The sequence below is a fragment of the Marinococcus sp. LNHM4E3-1 genome (genome assembly GCF_056034405.1).
Window position 1 is genome coordinate 38,942 of record NZ_JBQLID010000010.1, and the last position, 25,365, is coordinate 64,306.

The 25,365-nt window shown below is 48.0% G+C and carries 25 protein-coding genes and 1 tRNA gene; 8 read left to right on the forward strand and 18 right to left on the reverse strand.

The genetic code is table 11. From position 1 onward, the window contains the following. Positions 1-30 precede the first annotated feature (30 nt). Complete coding sequence (locus ACTRXI_RS11600; protein WP_474262669.1) at positions 31-516, forward strand: macro domain-containing protein; 486 nt, start codon at positions 31-33, stop codon at positions 514-516. 71 nt (positions 517-587) lie between these two features. Here ACTRXI_RS11600 and ACTRXI_RS11605 read toward each other — a convergent pair whose 3' ends face one another. Continuing rightward, a complete protein-coding gene (locus ACTRXI_RS11605) occupies positions 588-809 on the reverse strand; it encodes a hypothetical protein (protein ID WP_474262671.1) in 222 nt (73 codons plus the stop codon). A 114-nt stretch (positions 810-923) separates the two neighbouring features. Between ACTRXI_RS11605 and ACTRXI_RS11610 the strand changes: the two genes are divergently transcribed. The 5 genes from ACTRXI_RS11610 to ACTRXI_RS11630 all read left to right on the forward strand — a co-directional run bounded on the left by ACTRXI_RS11610 (position 924) and on the right by ACTRXI_RS11630 (position 6,484). Continuing rightward, the gene (locus tag ACTRXI_RS11610) at positions 924-2,219 is read left to right on the forward strand and encodes a protoglobin domain-containing protein (protein WP_474262673.1); all 1,296 of its coding nucleotides are present in this window, start codon (positions 924-926) and stop codon (positions 2,217-2,219) included. Positions 2,220-2,276: 57 nt separating this feature from the next. Further along, complete coding sequence (locus ACTRXI_RS11615) at positions 2,277-3,251, forward strand: DUF4003 family protein (protein WP_474262675.1); 975 nt, start codon at positions 2,277-2,279, stop codon at positions 3,249-3,251. A 136-nt stretch (positions 3,252-3,387) separates the two neighbouring features. Then, positions 3,388-4,653 carry a right-handed parallel beta-helix repeat-containing protein gene (locus tag ACTRXI_RS11620; RefSeq protein ID WP_474262677.1) on the forward strand — a complete coding sequence of 422 codons (1,266 nt, stop codon included), beginning with the start codon at positions 3,388-3,390 and terminating at the stop codon, positions 4,651-4,653. Positions 4,654-4,737: 84 nt separating this feature from the next. Then, a complete protein-coding gene (locus ACTRXI_RS11625; protein ID WP_474262805.1) occupies positions 4,738-5,628 on the forward strand; it encodes a YihY/virulence factor BrkB family protein in 891 nt (296 codons plus the stop codon). A gap of 82 nt (positions 5,629-5,710) precedes the next feature. After that, positions 5,711-6,484 (forward strand): Cof-type HAD-IIB family hydrolase, encoded by a 774-nt coding sequence (locus ACTRXI_RS11630; protein ID WP_474262679.1) that lies wholly within the window; start codon positions 5,711-5,713, stop codon positions 6,482-6,484. Between the two features lie 147 nt (positions 6,485-6,631). Here the strand turns inward: ACTRXI_RS11630 and ACTRXI_RS11635 are convergent, their stop codons facing one another. The 16 genes from ACTRXI_RS11635 to ACTRXI_RS11710 form a co-directional block, all read right to left on the reverse strand. After that, on the reverse strand, positions 6,632-7,429 hold the full coding sequence (locus tag ACTRXI_RS11635; protein ID WP_474262681.1) for a glycerophosphodiester phosphodiesterase: 798 nt from the start codon (positions 7,427-7,429) through the stop codon (positions 6,632-6,634). A 275-nt stretch (positions 7,430-7,704) separates the two neighbouring features. Continuing rightward, positions 7,705-7,953 (reverse strand): hypothetical protein, encoded by a 249-nt coding sequence (locus tag ACTRXI_RS11640; protein WP_474262683.1) that lies wholly within the window; start codon positions 7,951-7,953, stop codon positions 7,705-7,707. A gap of 199 nt (positions 7,954-8,152) precedes the next feature. Next, a complete protein-coding gene (locus ACTRXI_RS11645; RefSeq protein WP_474262685.1) occupies positions 8,153-8,320 on the reverse strand; it encodes a hypothetical protein in 168 nt (55 codons plus the stop codon). A 175-nt stretch (positions 8,321-8,495) separates the two neighbouring features. Beyond that, positions 8,496-8,570, reverse strand: a tRNA-Arg gene (locus ACTRXI_RS11650). 147 nt (positions 8,571-8,717) lie between these two features. Then, a complete protein-coding gene (locus ACTRXI_RS11655) occupies positions 8,718-9,185 on the reverse strand; it encodes a hypothetical protein (protein ID WP_462866859.1) in 468 nt (155 codons plus the stop codon). A 117-nt stretch (positions 9,186-9,302) separates the two neighbouring features. Then, positions 9,303-10,559, reverse strand: a complete 1,257-nt coding sequence (locus tag ACTRXI_RS11660) for a Glu/Leu/Phe/Val family dehydrogenase (protein ID WP_474262687.1) — start codon at positions 10,557-10,559, stop codon at positions 9,303-9,305. 14 nt (positions 10,560-10,573) lie between these two features. After that, positions 10,574-11,128 carry a cysteine hydrolase family protein gene (locus ACTRXI_RS11665; protein WP_474262689.1) on the reverse strand — a complete coding sequence of 185 codons (555 nt, stop codon included), beginning with the start codon at positions 11,126-11,128 and terminating at the stop codon, positions 10,574-10,576. Then, positions 11,128-12,435 (reverse strand): ArgE/DapE family deacylase, encoded by a 1,308-nt coding sequence (locus ACTRXI_RS11670; RefSeq protein ID WP_474262691.1) that lies wholly within the window; start codon positions 12,433-12,435, stop codon positions 11,128-11,130. The genes ACTRXI_RS11665 and ACTRXI_RS11670 overlap by 1 nt, the downstream gene beginning before the upstream one ends. Positions 12,436-12,591: 156 nt before the next feature. Further along, complete coding sequence (locus ACTRXI_RS11675; RefSeq protein WP_474262693.1) at positions 12,592-13,287, reverse strand: M50 family metallopeptidase; 696 nt, start codon at positions 13,285-13,287, stop codon at positions 12,592-12,594. Then, a complete protein-coding gene (locus tag ACTRXI_RS11680; protein ID WP_474262695.1) occupies positions 13,284-13,766 on the reverse strand; it encodes a DUF6884 domain-containing protein in 483 nt (160 codons plus the stop codon). Before ACTRXI_RS11680 ends, ACTRXI_RS11675 begins: the two co-directional genes overlap by 4 nt. A gap of 5 nt (positions 13,767-13,771) precedes the next feature. Next, positions 13,772-16,849 carry an efflux RND transporter permease subunit gene (locus ACTRXI_RS11685; RefSeq protein ID WP_474262697.1) on the reverse strand — a complete coding sequence of 1,026 codons (3,078 nt, stop codon included), beginning with the start codon at positions 16,847-16,849 and terminating at the stop codon, positions 13,772-13,774. Positions 16,850-16,932: 83 nt separating this feature from the next. After that, on the reverse strand, positions 16,933-17,502 hold the full coding sequence (locus ACTRXI_RS11690; RefSeq protein ID WP_474262699.1) for a TetR/AcrR family transcriptional regulator: 570 nt from the start codon (positions 17,500-17,502) through the stop codon (positions 16,933-16,935). Positions 17,503-17,529: 27 nt separating this feature from the next. Then, on the reverse strand, positions 17,530-18,267 hold the full coding sequence (locus tag ACTRXI_RS11695; RefSeq protein WP_474262701.1) for a TSUP family transporter: 738 nt from the start codon (positions 18,265-18,267) through the stop codon (positions 17,530-17,532). 80 nt (positions 18,268-18,347) lie between these two features. Next, positions 18,348-18,947, reverse strand: coding sequence for a hypothetical protein (locus tag ACTRXI_RS11700; RefSeq protein ID WP_474262704.1), 600 nt, complete (start codon positions 18,945-18,947; stop codon positions 18,348-18,350). Beyond that, positions 18,944-20,965 carry a thioredoxin domain-containing protein gene (locus ACTRXI_RS11705; protein ID WP_474262706.1) on the reverse strand — a complete coding sequence of 674 codons (2,022 nt, stop codon included), beginning with the start codon at positions 20,963-20,965 and terminating at the stop codon, positions 18,944-18,946. Before ACTRXI_RS11705 ends, ACTRXI_RS11700 begins: the two co-directional genes overlap by 4 nt. Before the next feature lie 150 nt (positions 20,966-21,115). Continuing rightward, positions 21,116-21,943 (reverse strand): hypothetical protein, encoded by an 828-nt coding sequence (locus tag ACTRXI_RS11710; RefSeq protein WP_474262708.1) that lies wholly within the window; start codon positions 21,941-21,943, stop codon positions 21,116-21,118. A gap of 258 nt (positions 21,944-22,201) precedes the next feature. Here ACTRXI_RS11710 and map point away from each other — a divergent pair, with 258 nt between their 5' ends. Next, positions 22,202-22,942 (forward strand): type I methionyl aminopeptidase, encoded by a 741-nt coding sequence (gene map / locus ACTRXI_RS11715; RefSeq protein ID WP_474262710.1) that lies wholly within the window; start codon positions 22,202-22,204, stop codon positions 22,940-22,942. 110 nt (positions 22,943-23,052) lie between these two features. After that, a complete protein-coding gene (locus ACTRXI_RS11720; RefSeq protein WP_474262712.1) occupies positions 23,053-24,708 on the forward strand; it encodes an alpha-keto acid decarboxylase family protein in 1,656 nt (551 codons plus the stop codon). A 54-nt stretch (positions 24,709-24,762) separates the two neighbouring features. Here the strand turns inward: ACTRXI_RS11720 and ACTRXI_RS11725 are convergent, their stop codons facing one another. Continuing rightward, positions 24,763-25,188 carry a MaoC family dehydratase gene (locus tag ACTRXI_RS11725; protein WP_474262714.1) on the reverse strand — a complete coding sequence of 142 codons (426 nt, stop codon included), beginning with the start codon at positions 25,186-25,188 and terminating at the stop codon, positions 24,763-24,765. Positions 25,189-25,365: the final 177 nt, after the last annotated feature.

The following is a 25,365-nucleotide window of genomic DNA, read 5'->3' on the forward strand; positions in this document are numbered from 1 at the left end:
TAATAGCGCAGAAGGAGAGGAAGAGAAATTATGCTTAGTGCAAAACATGGAGATATTACCACTGTCACCAATGTCGATTATATTTGCAATGCTGCAAACGGGAAGGGGTCGATGGGCGGCGGGGTTGCCGCTGCCATCAAAAAAGCTGGTGGAGAGACTATTGAACAGGAAGCAGAAGCCTACTGCAAAAAGAACGAGCCGAAGCGCGGCGAGCTTTACACGACTACGGCCGCCAGTCTCCCGTATGAAGCCATCCTTCATTTGGTGACGATGGAAGCCCCGGAGGAAAAGTCGAACTATGACGTGGTTTATTCCTGTCTTCAGGCGTTAATACGCTACTGCCAGGAGAATCACATCTACCGGGTCGCCCTGCCGGCACTTGGCACCGCCACCGGCGGCCTGGACCCCGAGACCGTCGCGATTTATTATCGGGAGCTGCTGCACAACATACGGGAAATTCAATTTATCGCTGTCGATATGGACGAAGCGTTCATTCAGGCGCTCGAAGCCGAATAGCACAGATACAAGGCCCCGGGGTTTTTACTCCGGGGCCTTTCAAATAATTTTTTCAACCCTGCCCTTCCCCTTTATTTGTCCTTACTTTCTGCTTCCTGCCGTCCGGCAGTCTGCACCGCATGCACCACGGCAATCGCAGCAACGAAAATGGACGGCACGTACACCGTAACGAGCAGACTTACGTAAAGCACAAAAAACAACACCGCCCAGAGGTATTTTTTAACATACACCTGTCCCGCACCTGGAATGAAAAGCGACAACAGCCCCGCTATCCACATCTTTTTGTTTCTCATATTCTATCCCTGCCTCCTAAAAATTTTTAATTATCCATGAATATTAATATTTCTTCAGCCGATATAAGAATTACTGTATCAACCATACTTTTATTGCATCGGGAGGCTATTAATATGCTGTTTTCAGCAAAACCATCATCTGCACCTGCTTCACAATTTCCAGGGGACGCCCATGCCGGCAGCCGGATCAGGCTTTCCCCCGGAAGCGATCTGCACCGTCAGCTCCAGCTGATTCATCTAACTGACCATGACCTTTATATACTATCCGAACTTCAGCCAGTCATTGCTGAAAACATCGAAGCTATTGTTGATGCCTTTTACCGCAACCTTAAGAACGAGCCCAGCCTGCGTGCAATCATTGAAGAGCACAGCTCGGTCGAACGGCTGAGCCGGACGCTTGCTGTCCATGTGCAGGAAATGTTTCAGGGGACAATGGAGGATACTTTTATTCAAAAGCGGCTGAAGATTGCCCAGGTTCATTTACATATCGGCCTTCTGCCTAAATGGTACATGTCCTCGTTTCAAGACATGGAGCAGTCCATCCTTCATTTTGTCGACCAGCACCTTAACAGCCGGGCTGATTTGCTTCCAGCTGTTCTTGCAGTTACGAAAATCATTAACCTCGAGCAGCAGCTTGTGCTTGAAGCCTACGAGGAGGCCCACCTTACACTTCACAAAGAACAGCAGGCTGTTAAAGATCATCTGCACGAACAAATTTCTGTCACTACCCGCTCGCTCCGGGAGGTTTTCAACCAGACAAATACCTCTGTTGCTTCACTTACTGCAACTTCCAACAGGGTCGTTACCATTTCAAAAGAAAATGTTAAGAGCAGCTCTGGAGCCGCTTCCCAGTCCGAGGAAGGCAAGCAAGAGCTCGAACGGCACGGAAAGCATATGAAAAGCCTCCAGGAGCTCATGGATTTTATGCGTACTGAAACGGGTGAACTCAAAGCAATTGCAGCTAAAATTGATGATATCACAAACATCGTCACTGGGATCGCTGAACAGACGAATCTTTTGGCCCTGAACGCCTCAATTGAATCTGCCCGTGCCGGCGAACACGGACGCGGATTCGCGGTGGTAGCCACAGAAGTCCGTAAGCTTTCCGGTGAGACAAAAAAATCCGTAGATACCGTATCTGAGCTTGTCCGGGAAACAAATGACCAAATTCAGCTTGTGAGCAACCACATTGAAAACGCGGACAATCAGATCAGTAACGGCACGAAACGGGTCCACGAAATCAACAGCATGTTTGATGGTATCGTACAGGAAATGGCAAGAAGCCGCCAGCAGAGCAATGATGCCGAAGCGGAGGTTCATTCACTCATCCAGGAGCTGCGCGAAGTCGAGCAGGCCATTTCTCAGGTAGGGAGCTCTGTTTCCTCTCTCCATGAGCTAACGAAGGAATAACACCCTCCGATTCTCGTGCTATACTTACACCATAGCCAGAGAAAAGGAGGCCCTCAGATGGAAACTCAGGAACAGCTTACAGATATTACAAAGCAGTATTTGAACACTTATGAGGCGTTAAAGAAAAAATATCCGTGGCATCATTCGGACGCCCGCATGTTCATGCTGATGGCATCGATGTATTCCCTGCAACACCAGTCGTTTGACATTGAGCGGTTTGACCGTCTCCAGCAGACGATTAAAAAGAACAACAGCTGGTTTTCACCGCTGCGGTCCCACCAGCGTTTTCCAATCGCTGGTATGCTTGACTGTTTGTCCGACAACCCCGAGGACAGCTGGAGCGGTTTTAAGCAGCTGTACAGCCAGTTGGTTCAGGGACCGTGGGGGCGTGGCACCTCTACGTACGCTGCCGCTTTATCATATTACACCTTCTTCCGGAACGACTTTTCAGCTGTACCGGCGTTTACTGCCTGGTACGAGTTTCTGCAGGAATCCTTTCCGGATTTAACAAGTGCGGATTATTATCCTCTACACACACTTTATATTCATCAGTTCCCCGGAAATAAGGAACAGATGATTGAGCATATGAACAGTGCCCATCACCAGCTGCTCGAGCGGGACTTTAAAAAAGGTGCTCAACTTCAGTACCTTTCCTTTTTATCCGCTCTGAATCTCGAAAGTATAAACTCAGCTGCATACTTTGAACGTTTTGACGACATCCTTGGCCATTGGCAGTCCGGACAGTGGCACGTACGTCCGTTCTATTACTCGCTTTTCGGAGTGCTCGGATTTACAGCTTCTTTTTCTACCATTATTGATGACGCCCGAAGCGTTCATGCCCTCCTGGCTGAGCAGAGTGAATTTCGGCGGTTTCAGCATTTTGCGGTTCATATCTCCATACAGATTGCTGTGGCCCACCACGCTTCCCTACAGGACGGCAGCCTGCCTCCAGCATTAATCGACGCGCAGCGGGCTGTGGCTCTGCAGGCACTGAATTCCTCCACTTCTGCTTCAGCAGCAATAACCCTTTAAAACAAATTGAAGGCGCACACTACCCGTGCGTCTTCTTCCAATTTATAACTGTTGCAATTATTACAATTGTGCTACGATAGTTTCTGCTTATTTACATACATTCAACGTCTCATCAGTTCACAGGGAGGGGATTCAGATGCCACGTTTTTATTCTGTTATTATCATGCTTTTTTTCTTACTATTTATAAGCGGCTGCGGCATGCTTCCTTTTTCTGCTGATTCCGGCGAGAGCGATAAGGGGATATTTGTCTCCCCTTCAGGAAATGATGAGCAAAACGGCACTATCGATGCGCCTTTTCAGTCTGTTCAAAAGGCCGCTGATACCGCGGAAGCCGGAGATACTATTTATTTACGGGAAGGCACTTATCAGGAAAATGTGAACGTGAGCCAACAGGGTGAAGAACAGCTTCCTATCACCGTCCGTCCGTTTGAAAATGAAAACGTTCATTTAAAAACCGCTGGCGATAAGCCGTTTTTTTCTTTAGAAGATACCGAATACATAACGATTAAAAAATTCACCTTTCATCAGGAAAATACGGCATCTGTGATTGCTTCCTCCGGAGAAACCAGGGCCCTCCAAATACTTGATAACCGTTTTTTATCGTCTCAAAGAGCGGAAGAAGAGCCTGGGTCAGCAGTCCATATAGCCAGTTCAGATGCAGACAGCATTCACGAGGACACGATCATAAGCGGCAACACTGTCGAAAGATGGAAGCATGCCCCCGCCTTTGCACTAGAGGGCAACATAGCTTCGTTTACAGTTTCCCACAACCGGTTTGAGAAAGCTTCCGGAACATCTCTCGATCTTCAGGCAGTGCCCGGGGAAGTAAACGGCCGGGTCCCGTCCGGAGGTGTGGTGAAAAACAATATTATTGATTCCTCGAACAGAAGCACCGATCCGGCTGTTGCAGTCGAGGGAGCCGATGAGGTCACTTTTTCACATAACACTATAAGCGGAGGGGCTGTTGGGACATTTATCCGTAACACTTCCTTTGCAGAAACAGAGGATCTATCGTTCAAAAATAATGTATGGCGGGACCAAACGTCGTCCGGAACGGCTCTGGTTCAAGGACCTGCTCAACGTCCAATCAGCCGCGTTTCTTTTTCAGAGAACACCTGGAAAAACGCGCACGGCAGCCGGGACTCCGCCCAGCTGCGTATCCAGTCCTCCATACGACATTTAAGCGTCATCAATAACGATTTTGAAGGCTCCACATTCAACGGATTTTATATTGATGCCACTGAAGACATCAGCAACTATGTTACCCTGAAGGACAATTCCTTTCCTTCTTCTTCCAGAGCTGAATGGAAATGGGAGGGACGTGAATTCAGGGATCTCGTTACATTCCAGCAATATATCGAACAGGATGCCCCCTCCTCTTCTTCTGAAGAAACTGACTAGAAGCTCTGACAGCTGTAGGGGACCCAATGTGCAAAACCTGTGCAGCAGCTGTGCACAGGTTTTTTCCTTTCTGCTTTCAGTCTTTTGTATAATGACCGAAGAACCGTCCGAAGGAGTGATAGTATCAAAAGCATAACTGCTTTTATTCAAAATTTATTTTCAGAATTAATGAAGGACAATGCTGCCGGCCTGGCTGCTCAGCAGGCGTTTTATTACCTTTTATCCATTTTCCCGCTGCTTATTTTGTTTCTATCACTTCTTCCCTACTTTAATATCGATGCCGACCGGGCTGTATCACTTTTGTACCAGTTCGTTCCTGCAGAGGCTGCCTCTCTGTTTCAGGACACGATTGAAGATACGATAAACAGCTCGAGCAACGGGCTGCTTACCATCGGGATCATTGGCACGATATGGACAGCCTCCAACGGCCTGAATGCTTTTATTAAGGCGGTGAACGGGGCTTATGATGTTATCGAAACGCGTTCCTTTTTCAAGGTGCGGCTGCTGTCTGTCGGTTTAACCTTTGGATTAATGCTCTCCGTTATTATTGCACTCTTTCTGCCCGTGTTCGGCAATTTAATTTTATCGGCAGTGCAATCATTTATTTATGTTCCGGAGGATACTGTTTTTCTTGTTCAGCTCCTGCGCTGGCTTATTACTATTTCGATTACTTCCGTCATTCTCGCCATGCTCTATCATCTTGCACCGAACAATAATATGCCCTTTTGGTCTGTTTTGCCGGGGGCAATGACAGCAACGCTGCTCTGGCAGGTAATTTCGCTGGGGTTTTCCTTTTATGTCAACAACTTTGCCAACTACGCCTCCACGTATGGCAGTCTTGGCGGCGTCATCGTGCTAATGCTGTGGCTGTTTCTGGTGGGACTGATTCTAGTCACCGGCGGAGAAATTAATGCTCTTATCTACCGACAGAGGCAGAGAAAGCGTCCCACTCCCCTGCTTCATGATTATTATTAACCTCTTTTGGCTCTGTATTGGTAGAACGTGAGTGATTGTAGTATACTAAACGGGCAAAAGTGTAGAAAAGGAGAGCCCATACATGAGTAAAAAAATGATTTTTTTCGATATCGATGGAACGCTGTACGATGAAAATAAACAGCTGCCGGCTTCCACCAGAGATGCTATTCAAATGCTCCGGAGCAAAGGCCATGAAATCGCGATATCCACCGGAAGAGCCCCCTATTTGTTCGACGACCTCCGGGAAGAACTCGATATCCACACGTTTATTTCGTTTAACGGTCAATTTGTGAAATATAATGGAAATGCTATTTATCAAAACACGATTCCCACCGCAAAACTTCAGTCTTTGCAGTCCTTCGCTGCTGAAAAAGAGCATCCGATTGTATTTATGGGCAGCAGTGCCATGAAAGCTAATATTGAATTTCATCATGATATTCATGACAGCATTACAACGCTTGGCGTAGAGCATCCCGAATTTGACGCTTCGTTTGCAGAACAGAACAATATTTATCAGGCCCTGCTGTTTGCCCGGGAAGACGAGGAAAACCGTTATGTAGACCAGATGCAGGATCTACGGTTTGTGCGCTGGCACCCTTATTCACTCGACGTCATTCCTCCTGGAGGGTCTAAAGCAAACGGAATCAAAAACCTAATCGCTGAAGCCGGTATTGCGCTTGAGGACTGCTATGCCTTTGGAGATAATTACAACGATGTGGAAATGCTTCAGTACGTACCAAACAGCGTTGCCATGGGAAACGCCCCGGATGAGGTTAAAAGCTATGCCCGCCATATTACCGCTGACGTGGGAAATGATGGCATTGCGCGCGGCCTGGAAAAAGTAGGTCTGCTGTAGCCCCTGGGTTTATTAACAGCAAATAATGACAGGAAGCCGCTTTGTAAAAAAGGCGGCTTTTTTCTTTAGTAAGCAATGAAACAATTTCGGTAAATGAAATCATATTCACTCATAAAAAAAGAAGCTTTAATCTATGTAAGCTTCTTTTTAATTCGATGGTTCGGATAGTTTTGACGGTTCCGTTTGTTCCGAAGGCTTCGGTTCCTCCGGGGCTGCCTGCTCAGGGGGATACAAATACTGCTGAAGAGCCTTTGGTTTATTTGTAATAATCCCCGTGACGCCGGCATCTATTGCTTTTTTCCATCCGCTTTTTTTATCAATAGTATAAGGAATAACCTCGAGTTCCGAATTAATAGCGTCGTCAATCCAGGATTTATCGATCGTGCGGTAATGAGGGTGAAGCTCTGTAGCTCCGACGATTTTCGCGTATTCACACGGGCGGTACAGGTGCACCGCGTAAAGAATAGCGATATTGATCTCTTCCGACAGCTCCCGAACGTAGGCCATCGACCGGTGATTGAAGCTCGACACTGTAGCCGATTCTATTTTTTCATAGTCGTTCAGCAGGTTAATCACAGCTTCTTCAAGCCCTTTATGAGCAATGTTGGAATTTTTTAATTCAAGCACAAGCTTCATTTCCTCCATTCCTGTTTCCTGCAGAAGCCGCTCCAGACTGACGATTTTTTCCTTGCGGTACCGTTTATGCATCCACGCCCCCGCGCTTAAATCCTGCAGTTCCTTGTATGTATATTCGTGAACACTTCCGGAAGCGCCGGTTGTACGTTTCAACAGCGTATCATGAATCAGTACCGGTACCCCGTCTTTTGACAGCTGCACATCTGTTTCAATTGCGTCTGCTCCGTCTGTGACAGCCTGGCGGAAAGCCGACATGGTGTTTTCCGGACGACGGTCTGAAGCCCCCCGGTGGGCTATAATTGAAGTCAAAATATCTTTCCTCCCTGCACATAACCGTACAAAACCTGCTCTATGAGTGCAGGTTCCGGTAGATGCCCTACTGCCGGTTATCATCGTTCTTTTCTGCTTCTTCTGCTGTTTTTATAAACCCCATCTGCAGTCTAAGCTTCTCTTATTTATATATTCACATTATGGGCTTTGAAAATCAACCATTAACGTTTTTCTATATAAACTGAACGGCCTTCAAACAGCTCTTTTGATTTTCACCAGGTAAAGCAGAACAGACAGCTGCAGCTACAGCAGATTTAATTATTCTTCTGCATTTTTTGAGACAGAATATATCTTTCACTGATACCAAAATAACGCACTTCCCCGCTGCCGTTTAGTGAAAAGGAAGATAAGCCCGAAGATACGTTTGTTTCTTTTGATAAGCTGGTAACCTCTTCGTGCATCTGAATCGTCTGAATGCTCGATTCTGTATCATACCAATGGTATCCGAACAGACCAGCAACCCCCAGACCAATCACTGTGATAATTGTATAAAATTTTCCCATGTCCCCCACTCCAATTGCGTTTCATATGATAAATAATGCTATGGCTGCAGCCCCCCTGCCGCAGATTTCTTAATTTATATAAGCTTCTAGTTATTACCCTATATTATACACTTCAAAGATGATACAGGCTTTAATCATTTTTCGTTTATTTATGGGCTTAACCCTGCGAAATACAAAAAAACTCCGCCAGGGCGGAGTTTTACAAAAGCATGGATGTATTTAATAGTACAAGCGCAAGCAGCGAGCTTCCGTACAGCAGGGAACAAAGCTGCCTGCTTTCTTTTGCATCTGCACTCGTAATCCACAGTACGTAAAACAGATACGTAAGCACGGCAAACAACATCAGGGATAAAACAATAATAATCATTTTAGCTCCCTTCCCGCTTTTTGTCAGAATCTTTAATTTAATTTTAATGTATGCGTTCGGTCATTTCAAACCTTTTTCGCTTTTAGACACATATTTTCTCTAAGGCAACTTTTAGACCGGACCGGATTGAACAACAAACCCCCGGGCCCAGGGCCCGGGGGTAACTTATATATTATGGCGCCCTAGGCAGGATTCGAACCTGCGACCTACAGCTTAGGAGGCTGTTGCTCTTCCCCTGAGCTACTAGGGCTTATGTGTATAACTATGACCTTTGCTCCAGTGAACAAAGACAAATGTAAGAATACGTGGAAATGCTCTCATTGTCAAGATTTCCTTTCACAAGCACCTGATGAAAGAAAGCACCCAACCGTCAAGTTGGATGCTTTTTTCTGTTTTGTTATTTCGTTACTCTATACTCACGTAGCATGTGAGCGAATATCTGCTCGATATGCTTTTTCTCAAGCTTTGTGCAATCTTTTGGTTTTTTGCCGGCTTCGGCAATTACCCATTGGTTGCTGCGCGTGTCGATCAGATACAGTTTGTCGTTTGGAAGGAAGACCTGGCTGAGTGATTTCTTTTTCGGTTCATCCAGTGTCAAATCAACCATGACATCGATGTTACGATCAAAGTGACCGCTGACAGAGCCTTTTAACTCGGACTCCAGAAGTTCAATCGTAAATGTTTCATCCCTGAACCGTTTTCTGTAGTCTTCTTTTTCCAGCCCGCCCTGCTCCACAATTTCCGTTAAGACTTCGTCGAAATCTCCCCAGAGCTTATCAATACATTTGCTGATTCGTTTCATTTTTTCTGCTGTACTGTCTTCCGTATCATTTTTATGAAAATCAAATTCTTTTGACCAATCCATCTAATCCCTCCTAGAACTCTTAGCAGTTTTTCTTCCCGTTTCCGGAAAAGCTCACACTAGCATTTTATCTTGTTGACTCCCCTGTGACTATAGATTCATGCAGAATTTGTTAATTTTTTATATCCAGCCACGGTACTCCATTGCTTCCTGCAGCCGGTCCATGGCGAAAATCATCGCACCGTTTCTGTTGGTGGTCTTGTGTTCGTAGGCTGATTTTTCCGTTTGTTCGTATGCTTCGAGTATAAATTCCTTCATCCGTTCATTAATTACATCTTCAGACCAATAGTAGTTCATATGGTTCTGAACGGATTCCAGATACGACACGATAACACCACCGGCATTCACTAAAATATCCGGATATACTGCCTGCCCCTGGTCCTTTAAAATATGATCTGCTTCCGGTGTTGTCGGTCCGTTTGCAAGCTCCATAATCTTCGGGGCTTTTACCCGGTCCGCATTATCTTTTGTAATAACGCCTTCCATGGCAGCAGGTATCAAAATATCAGCGTCCGTATAAAGGATCTCCATGTTATTTTCGAGCAGATAGTTTTCTCCGTATTCCTGCAGGCCGCTGTTTCCTGCTTTTGCCTGCTGGGCTCTCGGAATATCAAGCCCCTCCTCATCATACAGAGCGGCTTTGGAGTCGCTGACGCTCACAATTTTACATCCTAAATCGTACAGCAGTCTTGCGGCGATCTGTCCGGCGTTGCCAAAACCCTGGACGGCCACGCGTATGTCTTCGGCACGTTTGTTTTCCTGCTCAAGCATTTTTTCGATAATATATACAGCGCCGCGGGCCGTTGCTGATTCTCTTGCTTTTGAACCGCCGACAAGAGGTGGCTTGCCGGTGATAACGCCGGGCTCGTGACCGCCTGCCATCCGGGAGTAGGTATCCATCATGACGCTCATGACCTTTGGATCCGTATACACATCCGGGGCGGGCACATCTTTATTGGGACCCAGAAGGTCAAACAGGGCCTCTGTGTATCCTCTGCTGACCTGGCGAAGCTCACGGTCACTCAGCATGGAAGGATCACAGACGACACCTCCCTTTGCTCCGCCATGCGGAATCTGAACAAGCGCGCACTTAAACGTCATCCATGCGGCCAGCGCCTCCGTTTCCTCTTCATCCGTCTGGGGGTGAAAGCGGAGCCCGCCTTTCACCGGACCAAGCACATCATTATGCTGCGTCCGGTAGCCGGTAAACATCTGGGTGTGGCCGTCGTCCATTTCCACCGGGAACTGGACCTCCACTTTTCTTTTCGGGTATTTCAGTATTGTTTCTACAGTGTTTGGCAATTGAATAAGCTGGGAGGCTTCAGCGATCTGTTGATGCACAACACCGAGCGGCCCCTGGTTATTTTGTCCGGTCATGCTGTTCTTCCTTTCTATTGGACTGACGCCCCTAAAATATTTTGTGCGTGTTTTAGCGCAAACACATGTCCTTCCTCGTCAAAGCTTGCTACAGCATCCTGATGGATGACGATATCGAAGCCTTTATTATAGGCATCTACTGCTGTATGAAGAATACAGATATCGGTACAGACGCCGGCAAGGTGAAGCTCGGTAATGCCGCGTTCTCTCAATTTCAGTTCCAGGCTTGTTCCTGCAAATGCACTATACCTTGTTTTGTCCACCTGCCAAACATTCGGCTGATGTCGTATAGATTCATACAGACTCTGAATGCTTCGATACAGGTCCCTTCCCTTCGTTCCAGCTATATTATGGGGAGGAAACAGCTTCGTTTCCGGATGATACTCATCCCCCTCTTCGTGGCGGTCGAGGGCAAATACGACAAAATCATCCGCGGCCTGATAGGTTTCGATTAATTGATAAATAGCGCTTTCGATTTTCTGACCCGGCTCCCCGCAGGTGAGTGCACCTTCTTCCGCTACAAAATCCATCGTGTAGTCAATCACAATAAGGGCACGCGAATAGTTCATCAGCCTTCCCCTTCCTTTTTATGAATGCCGCACCAGCGGATTAAAAAGTCTGCGTACACTTTCGTTACGTTTTTTACACTTTCCAGGTCCACCCATTCATCCGGTTCGTGCATTTTTGCGCCTGATGGGCCGTAGCATGTAACAGCCGTATCATAATAAAGGCCGTAATACCGGGCATCTGTCGTTACCGGAATCGCCTGTCTGCCGCATTGTTTTCCGGTCACCAGCTCATGGGCTTCATCGAGTTTGGCAAACAGAGGGTCATCCTCGGGCATCACCATACCCTCCGCATGAAAACCAAAGGATTCAAAGGCCGGAGGATTCTCGCGAAGCCACTCATCATCTTTTGTTTTATCAAGAATCCAATCGATTAGATCCTGCTTGCCTTCGGCCGGGGCCTTCCCCGGGTAAACCGCAGAACGAACCTCAAGTGTCGCTTCTACAGGAATATTGGAGGCAAAGTCCCCGCTGTGCATCGTTCCTACCTCCACGTCGATCGGCTCTTTCATATGGGCAAATTCCGGCGGCTTTTGTTCATCCCGGTTGACGTATTCCCGGTAGCTCTGCAGAGCCTCAATCACGCTTTGTGCTTTTTCGATGGCATTCGCTCCGACGCCGGTTTTATCCGACTGCAGGTTGCTGCTCGTATCGATATGAATACGGACCCAAATGCTTCCAAGCTGGGCGGTGGATGGGCACTGCCCGAACGGTTCCGGAATGAGAACCGCATCTGCCAGATGTCCGGCGTTCGCTGCAGCGAGCGTCCCGTTGCCTGTTGCTTCTTCCTCGATAACCGTTTTGATGGAAAAATCAGCTGCTGGTTCGTACCCTGCATCCCGTATAGCTTTATAGGCATAAATCATTGCCGCCACACCGCTTTTCATGTCGAGCACCCCGCGTCCGTAAAGGCGGTCTCCAATACGCTGCGCTCCCCATGGATCCACGCTCCATTTGTGCTTTGGCTCCGGACTTACAACGTCCACATGGCCCTGAAAAAGCAAACTGCTGCCTTCGGACTTACGGGAACTGCGCGGTGCTTTCGCCACTACTACCGGACGGCCTGCGTAGGACCACTCGCTTGGGGAGTACCCCCGAAGAGAGCTGATTTCTTTTTCGTCGACATCCACTGTTTCTACGTCCATCTGCAGCTCGTTCTGAAAAAAATTCTTTAAGTATAATTGTAGGGATCCTTCATATTCGATCGTACTCGGAAATCGTGCGATCGTCTGTAAAAACTCTATTTCCTCTTCCCACAGATTATCAACTGAAGCTAATACTTTTTGACTGGGATTGATGGTCTCTGTCACTCGCTTTCCCTCATTTCTAAAAAGACTCTTTTACTCTCTTCGACTTTTCCCATTTTGACTTCAAAGTATGCTTCCGGTTTGAAAGTATTAGTTATTATAAAAACAGCTTCGGGCTGTAGACGCCACCCGTTTCTGCATATAAAAAAAGGGAAACGACTAAGCGCCTTCCCCCTGAATCAATACGGAACTGTCCCACTGCAGCCAAAAACCTGCCGAAAACCAGGCAGCTGCAAGCGCCAGTGTAAAAAAGAGTACGCCCCATACCTGCGCAGGGACGCGGCTCACCCGGTGCATCCCCGTAGCATCTCCGGCGTCGCCCGGCATCTGCAGACTCCGCTGCAGAATGATCCAGGCCGACCGGACTGACTGGATGACCAGAAGTACACCGAGCATGAACATAATCCACATCATAAGCATGACCATATTTTCAATGAGCAGGTACAGACCCCCACCCGAAGCTGCCAGTCCCCAGACGATCCCGGCAGGATTACGCACCCAGAGAAGCGTATTCCAGATGAGCAGTCCTACAAGGGCTATCATGAGTCCGCTGTACCAGCCGGAGGTGAATACCCAGCTGTAAAGAAGAGCCATCCCGCTTGCAAACGGATAGCCGGCGAACGTTGTAAGCGCCTGGCCAAGCCTCCCTTTATGACCGGTTTCAGCAAGTCCCTCTCTCGTATAAAATAAAGAGATCGAGCGCACTTTCCCACCGGTGGCAAGCGCCATGAAGGCATGTCCGTTTTCGTGCACCATTGTCTGAAACAGCGATAAATAGGTGCCAAGCACTGGTGTGTACGTAAGAGCCGTTAACACGACAGCTGCTGTCAGAAAAAACAGGATCGTTTCCATCATGACTTTTCTTCCCGGGCGTGAAGGGGAAGCGGACGATGACTTGCTACCGCCTGCTTTAACGCCTGCTGCATGTATCCCATCCCGCGGTATTCCCGGAGCGGAAAAACGGTTCTCTCCATGGGCAGTATCCTCGTGATGACCGGATCGTATTTTTTGCCGAGCAGCACTACATACCGGTCGTATTCATTCATCTGCTTTTCCTGCCACTGCTGTATGCAGAAAGCCCGGGAGATTTCCTCCTGCTGTCTTTTTCCAAATGTAACATCGTAATTTGTGTTAATAAGCTCCTGCGGGTACATAAAACCGTGCTTGCCTGAGAGCACGGCCCACTGGTCAGCGAATGCCTCTGCGTAAGCCCGGCACAGCTGATGGAACGTACTCTGATACACGTGCTTTACAGGCAGAGGCCCAAGATCCGGCTCCGTGTCCCAGGCTTTTTTCGCCCCGCAGGGAATTATCGCGAGCTGTTTCAATGCCATTCACCTTATTTCCTTGATTTTCGAGCACGCCGTTTGTGGTCGCTTTCCGTTTTCCAGGTATAGAGGGCCGGCACCAATAAAAGCGTCAGCACTGTCGAAAAGACAAGACCCGTCACAATTGCTGTTCCGAGTGGCTGAAACAATGGATTATCCCCCAGAGCGATCGGCAGAAGACCGGCGATAGACGTGAGGCTCGTCAACAGAATCGGCCGGAAACGCTCTTCCCCGGCTGCCACAACGGCTGTCCGCACGGACTCACCGCTTCGTATGCGCTGTTCCATAAATTCTATCATAACGACCGCATTCCGTACGACGATACCAGCAAGACTGACTGCCCCCATCATCGACATGAATCCGAGTCCTGTCTGTGTCAGGAACAAACCGAGAATGACCCCCGCAATTGCTACATACACTGCACTCAAAACGATAAACGGAATACGCAGCGAGTAGAACTGCAGTGCAAACAATATGAGCAGCAGGAACACCACGACAATGAATATCTGTCCAATATCAATAAATACATCGTTTCGTTCGGACGTTTCTCCACCTACCTGGACACTGACACCTCCGTATTCATTTTCAAGTGAGTCAAGAAAATCCCCGGCTGCCGCTAAAATCTCGTCCTCGGAAGCATCTCCCGGATAAGCTCGGACCGTAATGGTCCGTTCCGTATTTTCGTGCGGGATAGCGGAAGTCGTCGTTTCCTCTACACCACGTCCCAGGTCATTTAAAGTAACTGCTTCTCCGCCCTCGTCTCTGGCCACAACGATTTGATCCAGGTCGCTGTTTGTTACCCGCTCCCCATTATCGTACATTACTTGAACTGGTATGACTTCATTATCTGCATTCCACTGGCCAAACGGCACTCCTTCCCCGAGCAGGCGGAGCTCTGTGCTTATGGTTTCGTTGGTTACACCTGTACCTTCCAGGGCTTCCCTGTCCTGCTCAAATCGCCACTGGTTTACATTCTGATTGGCGTTCGAAACCGCTAAGTCAACACCTTCTGTTTCTGCAAACAGCGCTTCCACCTCCGCCGCTGCTGAAAACAGTTCATCCGTTTCTTCACCAGAGAGCTCAACGGCAATTGGGGCTCCCACCGGAGGACCCGATTCAACAATCGACCCCTGGGCTTCAACGTTTTCAAAGGTGTTCCGAATCTCTCCCGGCCATATTTCGCTTCCTTCCCTTGCCGGAATTTCTTCAGGGTTTACGTATACGAGAAAATTCATATCATTTGGTCCGGCGGCACCGCTTCCCGATCCCCCTGAAAATACGGTAGGGATTTCCGTTCCTGCATATGAAGATACCGACGTTACTCCTTCCTGTTCCTGCAGCCAGCTGCTCACTTCCTCCGCCTCGGCCTCCGTTTCTTCAAGCGGGGTGTTTTCCGGTACAGAGGCTTCGATAAATACTTCCTCCCGCTCCGTATCCGGGAAAAACTCGAGCGGCGTGTAAGGAACAAGCGCAAATGCCGAGGTTCCCAGTATCAGTCCGGCAAGCGAAACAATAACCGGCCGCTTCACGACACGTGTCAGCACACGTTTGCTGTACCATCTCGCTGAGCGGTCAAGAAATGCACCCAGAAATCCCGGCGACGTCCGCTTGTCCTTCTTTTTTCTTCTCTTCTCTACAATACCCCGGTAAATAGGGATAAAAAAGATCGCAAGAAGCGTGGACGAAAGCAATACCGTAATCAGCACCACAGGGAGCGGACGGATAAATGAACCCGCCGCGCCTGGAAGGAATAAAAGCGGAAAAAAGGTGAAGACAACAGCGAGCGTCGACACGATAACCGAGACAAGTACTTCCCGCACCCCGTTACTGGCTGCGTCAATCGGACTGTCTCCCATCCGGAGTCGGCGGTCAATATTATCATTCACGACAATCGCATCATCCACAAGAATCCCGAGTGAAATAATAAAAGCAATTAAAGAAATTTGATTCAGGCCGACATCGGTAAATGGAAGAGGGATCATTCCGATCGCAAGTGCCGCCGGGATCGATATGGCTACCGACAGCGCGGTACGGATTCGCAGACCGATAGAGCAGACAATCAATACCGACACAAATGCCACCACAAATGAGATGGCAAGGCTTGAAAACAAATCCTCCACGACGTCGCCCTGCGTATAGAGCTGGGTGAGCTCCATTCCTTCAGGCAGCTGCTGTTCAAAATCCGCTATTACGTCATCTAAACTGCTTTGGGCCTGCGGCACGCTCGCGTTTTCCGCGAGAAAGAATGTTACCGACAGGGCCGACTGCTGATTATACTCCACCTGCTCCTCGGTCGGAGCGTATGTGTTTTCCACTGCTGCAACATCGCCAAGCAAGGCATTTTCCCCATCACTCTGCTGGCCCGGACTTATTTCAATGTTTTCCCAGTCCTCTACGTTTTCAAGTGCTTCAAGCTCTACCTGATACAATTCCCCGTCCTGCTGCCACTCCCCGGGTGGAATGACTTCCAAGGCAGAAGAGAGCGCCCCGATCACCTGGCCGGACTGCAGTCCTTCCTCCTCCAGCGCTTCACTGTCGAGACGGATCTGCAGTTCACGTTCCACATCTCCAGTGATTTCCAGGCTGTCAATATCAGGTATTCCGGTGAACCGCTGCTCCCAGTTCTCAATTAGCTGTACCGCCTTCGGAACTGCCTCCTCATCTACTGTCAGCTGGTAAATAGCGAGCCCCTGCTGACTCAGCTCACTGTTGATGGACGGCTCTTCTGCGTCATCCGGAAACGAGGTGCTCACCTGCGACAGCTTCTGCTCGAGACTGTTCCACACCTGCTCCGGATTTTCCGTGCTCTCATCAAGCTCTACAGTAATTGACGACAGCCCGGGTGAAGATACTGAAGAAATCGACGCTGTGGACGATTCATTATCAAGCTCTTCTTCAAGCTGGTTCGTAACCGTCGTTTCCACTTCTTCTGCCGAGGCTCCGGGGTAAACCGTTGTTACCTGGCCCACCGGTGGATTTGTTGATGGAATTTCCTTTTGCGGCAGCTGAAAAAAAGACAGGGTGCCGACAATGATAAGCATCACAATAAATAATAAAATCAGCTTTGGTTTTGCAATTATTTTTTTCACATTTCTCCCCCCAGTATCATTACCCCCAGTATACTTTGTTTTGAACGAAAATGACACTAGTGTCATTTAAATTTAAAAATTATTTACGGCCGCTTAATGCCGTTTAAGAAAATATTATATATCGTCTCCACCCATTCCTCCTCACTGAGGGACGGGTCCGGGGCCTGCACTGCCACCATCAGCATCCGTGTGATGCCATGCGTCGGAAGGTCCTCGCGGATGGCTCCCTCCCTTTTCCCGGCTTCGATCAGTGTATAAGCCCGGCTCCCAAGTTGACCCAGGTACTGCTGGAGCTGCTCTACGTTTATTTCCACCTGGGCCGAAGCATGATGATCCATGACCGGAAAAATGTCAAATGCCTGATGAACTGATGCCTGCTGCACCCACACCCGGATATAGGCCCTCATCCGTACTGAAAAGTCCGTCTGCCGGTCGGCTTCATCGAGCTGGGAAAATACCTGCTCCAGCTTGTCGAGCATATAGGCCGTCACCAATTCTTCTTTTTTAGCATAATAGTTGTAAATGGTGCTTCTTGCCACCCCAAGACGCTCCGACAGGGCTTTGAAATGAAACGAGTGGTAGCCTTCATCCATGATTAGCTTTTCCGTTTCCTGAAAAAGCGTTCTGCGGTCAATGGTTCGCTGTCTCGGCATCGGGGAGTCCTCCTTTCCATTTTAGTTTTAAGCAAAAAACAGCATATTAAGGCCTGCTATTCCAATAATGACGGCCGTGAGCGTACGAATGTGCTTTTGCGGAAGCTTTTCGAAATATCGGATGCCAATTCTTGTGCCAAGCAGCACGCATACGATTCCTATAGGAATATAAAGCAGCAGCTCCCTCGAAAAGTCGCCGGCACCCGCGTGAGCAAAGACCGTTAAAAGACTTCCGATTAGAAATGTAATCTGCAGGTTCGCTGTGTAATGATATTTGTTAGCTGTTGTTAATAAAAAATAAACGACGAAAAAAGGACCGCCAACGCCAAAAACGCCTCCTACCAGCCCACCGCAAAACCCAAGTGCCAGTGGAACTATTTTCGGCACCGGCCGCAGCTTTTTCTCCGGCTTTTGGGCAAAGGTATACACAACCATGCCGAGAAGCACAAGGCCGAGTACTTTTTTCAAAATGTCCATTTCCCCAAAGTTATGTAGAATAAAAAAAGCTGCAAACCTTCCTGCTGCAGTAGCTGCCAGCAAATATCCGAGCTGCGCCCACTGAATGTGCTTATACACCTTGCCTATAATGCTCAGTGCAGTGATAACCGACAGAGAAATAACGAGGAGTGAGCTGAACTGCAACGTAAAGAAAAACGGCACAAAGCTCATCACGAACAGTCCGAAGCCAAAGCCGCTGACGCCCTGAATAAAGCTTCCGGTAAAAATAATTACTGCGATTAAAACAAATTCCCCAATGGCACTCATGTTGTCAGAACCCTTCATTGCATACTTACGCTATTGTATCACGCTTTAAACAAAGATAGAAAAAACGGGAGCGACTTTTGTCACGCCCGCTGATTCGCTGCAAAATAAATCATAAACTCATACAGATGCATCGGCCACTCCCGTTTGGGATGTTCTGCCGGCCAGTGCTGTTCAAGGTATTCAGGATACGTTCCGAGCCAGTCATATGCCACCAGATCGATCAGCTCCGGTGTATGCGACTTCATTCCGTTGTAGTAACGGTATTTGGCTTCCTTCTCTTCTTCGAGCGGAGACTTCCGCTTCGGCCATCGCCACTTTTTCTTTTCCTCCTGCTGGATAAAAACATACCGCTGCGACAGATGAAGCCGAAAGTCCTGCAGACGCTTGCGGTAATAATCATCGAGCTCATAAAGCTCAGGCCAGGGCTTGCGGAAATAGTGCATCCAGGCTTTCATGAACGGCGCCAGCACGTCTCCTTCCACGATGACCGGTACGCCTTCTTCTTCCCACTGCTTTGCCTCCCGGTTCCGCTGTCGTTCGGCCTCGATCCACTCCCACGGCTCCTCAGGAATTTCTGCAAGACGCCCGATCAGCTTTGCCTCGGGGAAATAACGCTTAAGCCGTTCGGACAGATCCGGAATCCACACATTGTTTTCTGCTTCCACCGTAATAATGGTCATTGTTCGTCCTGCCTGACACCGAATAAATATTTCATGCTTTCTGTACTGTGTACAGGCGCATGGCAGGAAAAGTCCCTGCAGACATAAATAGTGGTCTTTCCTTCCTGCACGGGGTAATCCTCTGCAAACGGAGCCGCCCGGCTGAGATCAGTATTTTCTTCGGCGACCACGCTTGTCACTTCCGGATGAAACGCGCGCTGGATGTATGTTTTCACCCGAAACGCCTCGTCATCCTGCGCAGGTCGTATAACTACTTCCTTTCTGTCTCCGTGAAAAAGCACCAGCCCCTGCATGAGATGTCCAAAGGCAGTTGGCGCCTGTTCGATCGAAGCCGAAAAAGCTTCCCATGTTTTTTCGGCTGTTCGTTCAAATTCCATATTGCCGGCAAGACGGGCCAGTCTCATCAGCTGTACTGCAGCTACACTGTTTCCGGAAGGCGCGGCTCCGTCAAAAGCTTCCTTCGGCCGGAAAAGAAGTGATTCCCCGTCGGATGCGGTCAGAAAGAACCCACCGTTTTCCTGATCGTAGTAGTAATCAATCATCGTTTCTGCCCAGGCGGATGCTTTCTCAATATATTCCGGCTTCCACGTCGAAGCGTAAAGCTCTGTACTCGCCCATATCATATTGGCATAATCATCCACGTATGCATCGTACTGCACGTCGCCATCCTTCCAGCGGGCTTTGAACCGTCCGCTTTGATCCTGAAGCCGGGTTTCAATAAAACGGTACGCCTGTTCAGCGAACTCCGTCCATGTTTCCTCCTGGAAAACCCGTCCAGCTTTAGCCATAGAGGCTATCATCCAGCCATTCCAGGATGTAAGTATTTTTTCATCCCGGAACGGACGCACACGCTTTTCCCGGTGTTCGTATAAGGCCTGCAGCGCCTCCTGACGTTCGGCGTCACTCCAGCCGGCAGTCGGACGGTTGATCCGGTTGGGGATGCTTTTTCCTTCAAAGTTTCCGGCCGGGTCGATACCGTACTCAATCGCAAACTGTTCGCCCCGCTCTTTTCCAAGCACGTTTTCAATCTCCTCCGGGGTCCAGACGTAAAATTTGCCCTCTTCCCCTTCGCTGTCAGCATCTTCTCCGCAGAAAAACGCTCCTTCTTCATGGGTGAGATCCCGATGGACATATTTGATGATTTCCTCCACCACTTCCTTATATCTCGTCTGACCTGTCAGCTGGTAGGCCTCCGTATAAGCCATCAGAAGCAGCGCGTTGTCGTACAGCATTTTTTCAAAATGGGGCACAAGCCACGCTTCATCTGTCGCGTAACGGGAAAACCCGCCGCCAATATGGTCTCTGATGCCTCCCGACGCCATCGCATCGAGCGTGGAGGTGGCCATGTACAGCGCCCCCTCGCTTTCAAACTGATGATAGTAATGCAGCAGATACATCACGATATGCGGGCTTGGAAATTTCGGGGCGGACCCAAATCCGCCGTTCGAGGAATCAAACTGCTGCGTAAAGGCGCGGAACGCTGTATGCACATTGTTAATGTTCAGCTGCCTCGTTTCCACAGCCCGCGGCTTTAGTGCTTTGGAAATATCATTCCCCACCTGTGCCACACGCTCAGGGTCGTCCCGGTAAATATCTGAAAGCTGGCTCAGAACGTCCATAATTCCGGGCATGCTGCCCATTTGATTTCTTGGTATATAGGTGGCTGCATAAAAAGGTTTCTGATCCGGTGTAATGAAGACATTCAGCGGCCAGCCTCCGTGCCCGTTCATGGCCTGGCATGCTGACATGTAGATGGCGTCCACATCCGGGCGCTCCTCCCGGTCTACCTTTACCGGTACAAACTTTTCATTTAAGACCGCTGCCACTTCCGCGTTTTCAAAGCTCTCCTGTTCCATTACATGGCACCAGTGACAGGTCGAGTAGCCAATGGACACCATTAACGGTTTATTTTCTTCCTCTGCTTTCTCAAAAGCCTCCGTGCCCCATGGATACCAGTCCACCGGGTTGTTTTTATGCTGCTGAAGATAGGGCGATTTTTCGTATTGTAGACGATTCAACCAATCACGTCCTTTCTTACTAGTATTTATTCACGAAAAAGAAGCCGCCCAAACAATGACCACATGGTTATCTGATATGGTCCCCACTGTAATAGCGAAGCAATCAATAAACGGCATATCTTCCGAATCGGGAAGGAAGGACATAACAGGCTATTCGTTTATTGCTTTTTCCATTTCGTCGATATTATCGATACCTTTTTTGTAATACTTATACGCTTCTTTCCATTCGTCTTCGTCATACGATCTCGCTTCTTCAAAGTAATAGATCGTTTCTGTTGTCCAGTCGTGAACAGCGTCGAATTGTTCAACGTAAGGTTCAAGCTGATAAAGTTCGCTTAAAGAGTTACGTGAACCTTCTTCAATAGCCTCGTAGCCCGTCAGGTTATCTCCTTCTTCTGCTTTTTCTTCAAGTGCTCCTGATTCGATAAGGGATTTTTTCTCGCCTTCATATTCATCTAAATCTTTTAAAGGCGTCCCTCCGTCTTCTTCGAATATAGACGAGTAAATGGAAAGCGGTTGGTTTACTCTATATTTTAATGCCCCTAATGCTTGCGTACCATACGGCTCAGGCTTGTCTTCCTGCGATAATGTATCGTAATTAATCCAGGAATAAGTATATGTTTCTTTTGTATCTTTATAAAAAATCATCGAATTATCATAAACAATTACATCTTCATAATCGTCTTCAGGCCGCAGAATTTCCCCAAACCTTAATTCTGCTTTCTCATTACTTATACGGCCCTTTTCGGGAAGACTAAACGTTGTCATCGTTTCGTGTAGCTGTTCATAACGTTCAGACGTTTCTTGAGGACTTGATGCCGGTGTCTCCTCTTCGTTATTACTGGAAGAATCATCTGAAGATCCCTGCGCTTCCCTTGCGGATTCTTCACTTGAACCGCTGCCGGTTTCATCCGGCGCACCGCAGGCGGATAATGCTAATAACGATGAAAGGCCAACCGTAATTAATTGCTTATTCATATAATGAAACTCCTTTGTACTATCCTTCAAATACTTGCATGAACATTTTCATCACTCTGATGTCTGGTAATTGTGTTCAACATTACCATAATGGTTCGTCATTTTTAAATGAGGAACAGCCTGGCTGCTATTCAAATTTCGGTACCACTATCATAATGAAGATTTTTTCATCGTTCAGGCTGCTTCCCCTTAAATTTTTTTATGATAGAATCTATATGAAATGTTCATCATAAAATGCTTAAAAAGTGAGGATACACAATGATTGCAAAAACGGAAGAAGATTTTCAGGGATTACAGGAAATTGGTGAAATATGCGGAGCGATTCGCGATAAATTAGTTCAGGCAGCTGAACCGGGTATTACCACAAAGGAACTCGACGATATTGCAGAAGAGCTTTTTGAACAATCAGGAGCTCAATCTGCTCCAAAGGGAGTGTACGATTTCCCTGGTCAGACGTGCATCAGCATCAATGAAGAAGTGGCGCACGGAATTCCGGGCGAGCGGGTCATTCAGGAAGGAGATCTCGTCAATATCGACGTTTCAGGCTCGAAGAATGGTTATTTCGCCGATACCGGGGTTTCCTTTGTGGTCGGTAATGCTGAACCAGCTTTACAAAAAATTTGCGACGCTGCGAAAGAAGCTTTTGATGCCGGCCTGGAGAAGGCAAAGCCAGGATCGAAAAAAAGTACTCTCGGAAAGGCAGTACACAATGTAGCTAAAAAGCACGGATTGACTGTCATCAAAAATCTTACCGGCCACGGTATTGGACGCTCAATTCATGAGCCGCCGGAGCATATTTTTAGCTACTTTTCCCGCTGGGACGATGAAATTTTTAAGGACGGTACCGTCATTGCCCTTGAGCCCTTTATCTCTACATCTGAAGAGGAGGTTTTCCAGTCTGACGATGGATGGACCCTTTTGACTGATGACAGCTATGTGGCTCAATACGAGCATACAATTATTCTTACTAAGGACGGACCGATTATTACTACATTGTAAAAGCGCAGTTCTTCTTTATTAACTGCTGCGGGCAATTCCCCTCCTTGTTTATGTCTAAATTCCCGCTGATACGGGAACAGGCTACTATTATCCAGTTCAGGAGGTACATTATGGCAGCAAAACAAACAGTCAGTTCCTTTTTATACGACTGCCTTGAAAAAGAAGGCATTACAGAAATATTCGGCGTACCGGGCGACTATAATTTCGCTCTGCTGGATGAACTCGAAACTTACAGCGGCATACGTTTTGTCGATAACCGGAATGAGTTGAATGCCGGCTACGCCGCTGATGGGTATGCGCACGTCAAAGGGCTCAGTGCCCTGATCACCACGTTTGGCGTTGGGGAATTGAGCGCTTCCAACGCTGTCGCCGGCGCCTACAGTGAACATATCCCTTTAATTCAAATTGTCGGATCTCCTGCCTCTTCCATGCAGGAAAATGGTGTTAAAGCCCATCATACCCTGATGGACGGCGACTACTCGGTATTTCTGCGTATGCACCAGGAAATCACGTGCTACGCAGTGAAAATCACTGCTGAAAACGCCACCGCAGAAATCCCGAAAGCTATCGCTTCCGCTGTCCGTGAACGAAAGCCAGTCTATATTGACGTCCCTCAGGACGTAGCAGCCACTTCCATTGAAATGCCGGGAGTGCAGCAGGAGCTCTCTTATACGAGCGATGAGCTGGTAGTGCAGGAAACCGCCCAGCTGATGAAGGAGACGATCGATCACGCAGAAAACGCAGTGCTGCTTGTGGATATTTTTACATCCCGCTACCATATGGAGAACATGATTTTACAGCTGGCAGAGCACTTAAATATTCCAACAGCCCAGATGATGCAGGGAAAAAGCGGATTTAATGAACAGCACCCGCTGTACATCGGCATATACGGCGGTGCCTTTGGCAGCCAGCAGGTGCGTGATTACGTAGAAAACGCCGATTTAATTATTACTGCCGGCCTGCTTGAATCCGACTTTAACATGGCGAAATTCACCGCCGATCTCCCGGTGGAGAAGCGGATTGACATTCAGCCGCAACACATTTCCGTTCAGAACAAAGCCCGTTACAATACCTCGGTCGAAGAAGTGATTGATGCCCTCACATTCATGGAGTGCCGTACATTTGAAAAACCAGGGTATTTTCCGTCCTTCTACGATTTTCCTTCCGAACATTATTCTGAACGACTGCTGGCGGAAACGTACTATCCAGTTATCCAAAAAATGCTGCGGCCCGAGGATATTGTTGTCGTTGAAACCGGCACCTTTTCCTACGGTCTGCCGCATGTACGTCTGCCTGAGAATACGCTGTTTATTTCCCAGGGATCGTGGCAGAGCATCGGGTACGCCCTGCCGGCAGCTTTCGGTGCCCAGCTTGCCGCTCCGGAGCGGCGCGTGCTTTTATTTATCGGGGACGGCTCGTTCCAGCTGACCGCCCAGGAGCTGAGCGCGATGGCCGAGCAGAATCTTAAGCCGGTGATTTTCTTTTTAAACAATGACGGCTACACTGTAGAACGTTATTTGAATACAGAAAATACACACGCCCGCTACAATGACATTCCGCGCTGGGACTACGTGCAGCTTGTGAAAAGCTTTTACCCGGATGCTGAAACGATAAGCGTCTCCACCTCTGCTGACTTCGAGGAGGCTGTCACACGGACCGATCAGAAGGATACACTTCATTTTATTGAAATGAACGTTGATGACCAGATGGACGCCCCGATCCACTTGAAGCGGCTTCGTGAATTTGCCGAAGGCGGCGGTTCATAGCAAATACGTAAAAGCCAGCCCATTATGATGACGGGCTGGCTTTTCTATACGAAATTAACGTTTGATCAGGGCCGACAATTCGCTTTCAAATACCTTTATATTCTTTTGATTGTATGTTCTGAGCATCACTGTAAGTATACCTTCCGTTTCTCTTTTTGCTTCTATCTTCGTCACTTCGGCATAAGCCCGCAGTTCGTCGCCCGGGTACACCGGCTTCATAAATTTAATATGATTCATCTCCGTACCTGCAACGACCTCTTCTCCGTACATCCCTGTTTCCACCCAGAGCTTGAACGTGATGCTGATCGTATGAATGCCCGAAGCAATAATACCGTTGAATCTTCCTGCTGCAGCTTTCTCTTCATCTATATGCATATATTGTGGGTCAAATTCACGCGCGAACCGAAGGATATCCTCCTTCGTTACTCTGTAGGCATCTGTTTCAAATATCTGCCCCAGGGTAAATGTATCAAGCTTCATTTTCCCCCTCCTTTCTCCGACTTCTTTAATTGGATCACTTACATTAACAGCAGGTCTATATTAGCATACTTCCCCCTGGCTTATTAAAATCTTCGCCATTCTAAAAATTCTGCAGGCTTTTTAAAATAAATAGAGCATCTACGTTTAAACCTTTTGATTATTGGCTATAGCATAAGC

Bases quoted from the DNA above. Each gene is read 5' to 3' on its own strand.
- ACTRXI_RS11600 (WP_474262669.1), top strand. From the start codon at position 31: ATGCTTAGTGCAAAACATGGAGATATTACCACTGTCACCAATGTCGAT.
- ACTRXI_RS11605 (WP_474262671.1), bottom strand. From the start codon at position 809: ATGAGAAACAAAAAGATGTGGATAGCGGGGCTGTTGTCGCTTTTCATT.
- ACTRXI_RS11610 (WP_474262673.1), top strand. From the start codon at position 924: ATGCTGTTTTCAGCAAAACCATCATCTGCACCTGCTTCACAATTTCCA.
- ACTRXI_RS11615 (WP_474262675.1), top strand. From the start codon at position 2,277: ATGGAAACTCAGGAACAGCTTACAGATATTACAAAGCAGTATTTGAAC.
- ACTRXI_RS11620 (WP_474262677.1), top strand. From the start codon at position 3,388: ATGCCACGTTTTTATTCTGTTATTATCATGCTTTTTTTCTTACTATTT.
- ACTRXI_RS11630 (WP_474262679.1), top strand. From the start codon at position 5,711: ATGAGTAAAAAAATGATTTTTTTCGATATCGATGGAACGCTGTACGAT.
- ACTRXI_RS11640 (WP_474262683.1), bottom strand. From the start codon at position 7,953: ATGGGAAAATTTTATACAATTATCACAGTGATTGGTCTGGGGGTTGCT.
- ACTRXI_RS11645 (WP_474262685.1), bottom strand. From the start codon at position 8,320: ATGATTATTATTGTTTTATCCCTGATGTTGTTTGCCGTGCTTACGTAT.
- ACTRXI_RS11655 (WP_462866859.1), bottom strand. From the start codon at position 9,185: ATGGATTGGTCAAAAGAATTTGATTTTCATAAAAATGATACGGAAGAC.
- ACTRXI_RS11660 (WP_474262687.1), bottom strand. From the start codon at position 10,559: ATGACCGGACAAAATAACCAGGGGCCGCTCGGTGTTGTGCATCAACAG.
- ACTRXI_RS11665 (WP_474262689.1), bottom strand. From the start codon at position 11,128: ATGAACTATTCGCGTGCCCTTATTGTGATTGACTACACGATGGATTTT.
- ACTRXI_RS11675 (WP_474262693.1), bottom strand. From the start codon at position 13,287: ATGATGGAAACGATCCTGTTTTTTCTGACAGCAGCTGTCGTGTTAACG.
- ACTRXI_RS11680 (WP_474262695.1), bottom strand. From the start codon at position 13,766: ATGGCATTGAAACAGCTCGCGATAATTCCCTGCGGGGCGAAAAAAGCC.
- ACTRXI_RS11690 (WP_474262699.1), bottom strand. From the start codon at position 17,502: ATGCCGAGACAGCGAACCATTGACCGCAGAACGCTTTTTCAGGAAACG.
- ACTRXI_RS11695 (WP_474262701.1), bottom strand. From the start codon at position 18,267: ATGAGTGCCATTGGGGAATTTGTTTTAATCGCAGTAATTATTTTTACC.
- ACTRXI_RS11700 (WP_474262704.1), bottom strand. From the start codon at position 18,947: ATGACCATTATTACGGTGGAAGCAGAAAACAATGTGTGGATTCCGGAT.
- ACTRXI_RS11710 (WP_474262708.1), bottom strand. From the start codon at position 21,943: ATGAATAAGCAATTAATTACGGTTGGCCTTTCATCGTTATTAGCATTA.
- map (WP_474262710.1), top strand. From the start codon at position 22,202: ATGATTGCAAAAACGGAAGAAGATTTTCAGGGATTACAGGAAATTGGT.
- ACTRXI_RS11720 (WP_474262712.1), top strand. From the start codon at position 23,053: ATGGCAGCAAAACAAACAGTCAGTTCCTTTTTATACGACTGCCTTGAA.
- ACTRXI_RS11725 (WP_474262714.1), bottom strand. From the start codon at position 25,188: ATGAAGCTTGATACATTTACCCTGGGGCAGATATTTGAAACAGATGCC.